2 protein-coding genes are annotated in these 2,521 nt (G+C 64.6%); one reads left to right on the top strand and one right to left on the bottom strand.

Going from position 1 to position 2,521, the window contains the following annotated elements; genetic code table 11:
* Positions 1-433 precede the first annotated feature (433 nt).
* The gene (locus tag MJ785_RS18310) at positions 434-1,903 is read left to right on the top strand and encodes an RNA-binding domain-containing protein (protein WP_239381966.1); all 1,470 of its coding nucleotides are present in this window, start codon (positions 434-436) and stop codon (positions 1,901-1,903) included.
* 241 nt (positions 1,904-2,144) lie between these two features.
* On the opposite strand, the gene MJ785_RS18315 is transcribed toward MJ785_RS18310, so the two are convergent.
* Positions 2,145-2,521 (bottom strand): DUF234 domain-containing protein (locus MJ785_RS18315; RefSeq protein WP_239381964.1); only part of this gene is annotated, 377 nt, incomplete at its 5' end.

The following is a 2,521-nucleotide window of genomic DNA, read 5'->3' on the forward strand; positions in this document are numbered from 1 at the left end:
GGCGGCCGTGACCGGCATCCCGAAGGACTCGGTGGCCAATGTCACCCAGGTCGCCACCCTCGACCGCGCCGACCTCGAGAGCCGGGTCGGCGAGATCCCCGCGTGGCTGGTCGCCGACGTAGAGCGAGGGCTGCGCCGGGTCCTGGTGCTGTAGCGACAAAAGATCATCCCGTGCGCCGGCTTCGCGGCCGATATCCGGGACGGACATGCGAAATCAGATCCGGTGGTAGACCCCGTGACGGTGGGCGACAGGGACAACGAGGCCGAGCAGGACGTCGTCATGCACCTCGTAGATCACACGATAGTCGGCGACACATTGGCTGGAAGGACATGCCGAAAATGATCAAGAAACTGCATCCACCCCAGAAGATCCTTATATCGAACGCGACAGCTACAGGTAATGTGATCCACTGTGACTTCGATACCCGAGCCGGTGGCTACTGATCAGATTGCCAGGTGGGCATCCGAGGGCGAATCTGATCACCAGGAATTCAAGGAGTCGACGGGCCAGCGAACGGCGGCAGCCCGCACGCTATGTGGGATGGTAAACCTGCACGGCGGTCGGGTGCTGTTCGGTGTCCGTCCAGACGGCCACATCGTGGGTCAGCAGGTCACCGACGAAACGCTGGAGAAACTTCATGCGGCGCTGGCGCCGTTTGATCCCGAGATCATGCCGACCATGGAGAGAGTAACCGTCGCGGAAGGCCGGGAAGTAATCGTGGTGGCAGTCCCACAGGGCCGGTATCGGCCTTACCGGTACAAAGGTGTCGCCTACAAGAGAATCGGCGCGGTCACGGCCGTCATGTCCCGTGAAGAGTACGAGCGGCTGTTCCTCGAACAGATGCACACATCCGACCGGTGGGAGATCGAGCCAGCCGCTCTGGCACCCGACGACCTCGACCACGCGGAAATCGCACGGGCGCTCGACGATGCGGTCCGCCGGGGGCGGGTCAGCGAACCGCTCAGCCGTGACCCCCTCGACCTGCTGCGCGGCCTCGGCCTGGTCAAGGGTGAACGCATCCTCAACGCTGGTGCGGTCCTGTTCGCCAGGAGCGAACGACTACTCCCCGACTATCCCCAGTGCCTGGTCAAACTCGCCCGTTTCCACGGGACCATTCGTGGCGAATCCATCGCCGACGAACGCCAACTACACGGCAATGCCTTCACGCTGTTGCGCCAAGCCGAGGAATTCTGCCGGACCCACCTGCCGGTCGCGACACGCTTGGACCCTACCAGCATGATCCGCCATGACCAGCCAGAGATCCCAGTGCTGGCGTTGCGGGAGGCACTGGCCAACGCCATTTCGCACCGCGAGTACAGCACCGCTGCCGGGTCGATCAGTGTTTTCATCTACGACGACCGAGTCGAGGTCGCGAGTATCGGCGGCCTGCATTTCGGCCTGTCCGTCGACGACCTCCTGCGACCGCACGAGTCCCAGCCGTGGAATCCACTGATCGCTGGCGCCCTCTACCGCCGCGGCGTCGTCGACAGCCTTGGCAGCGGCATCCAACGTATGATCAGAATAGTGGAGGCGACCAGGATCCTCCCACCGACGATCATCGATACGGGAACGAGTGTGCTGGTGACGTTCCACCGCCGTGGCGCCGTGCCGGCGCATCTTCGGGATCGCGGCGTCTCCCGAGAGGGCATGGCCGTACTACAGGAACTTCTGGCTGCCGGCACATCCCTTCCCCTACGTGATCTTATTGCAGCAACGAACGTCAACCCGGGAATGTCCGACCGGACAATACGCGAGGAGCTCCAGCGGCTCCGGCGCCTGGAACTGGTGGAACCTGGAGGCACGGGCCGAGCCGCCCGCTGGGTCCTCACTGAGGCAGCCAAAGATCTCTTGGGGGTCGCACGGCATAGACCGACGAGCATGTCGTCGACCTCGGTGACATAACCATTCGGGCTGTGGCTGTAGTCACGGCATTGCAGCAGCCTGGCCTTCCAACCCGTTCCCGGCCACCGCCTGTCACGGTCTGTGAGAGCAACTGGTAGTCAACGTCCCACACCTGGGCCGGCACGATCAGGCCGCGTCACCGGTGTCGGTAGGCGTCGGTGACGCGTACATACCCATCGCCGCCGCGTCCGCGGTCATCTCCGACAACAGCTCGCGGCCCACCGCACCACCTGCCAGCATGTCATCGCCAGGCAGTCATGAGCTCGTCCGGGCCGACCGACCGCAATGGCAGATCGGCGGCGACGCCGGTCCGGCTGACGGCGAGCAGCTTCGTATCCGGGTCGACGCCCGGCACCGCCGCGACGTCTCGTATCAGAGCGGCATGGTCGCGTTGGTCGAAAGGCTTCGCTGTCTGCCATTTGATGCTACCCGCGAAGATTATCCGGTTGGCGGCGCCCGTACGGTCGGCCCCGACCAGGTCGATCTCGGGGTTGTTCTGCCGGTTCCACCATCCGCCGACAGCTTCCACCTCGGGCCAGCCGAGCTCGGGGGCAATGCGCAGCAAGGCCTCCCGCACCACCGGCTCGACGGCCCGGCCACGCCACGTGGTCCAGGAAC

Origin of the sequence: Protofrankia sp. CiT1, from assembly GCF_917627335.1 — a bacterium.
Taxonomy (GTDB): domain Bacteria; phylum Actinomycetota; class Actinomycetes; order Frankiales; family Frankiaceae; genus Protofrankia.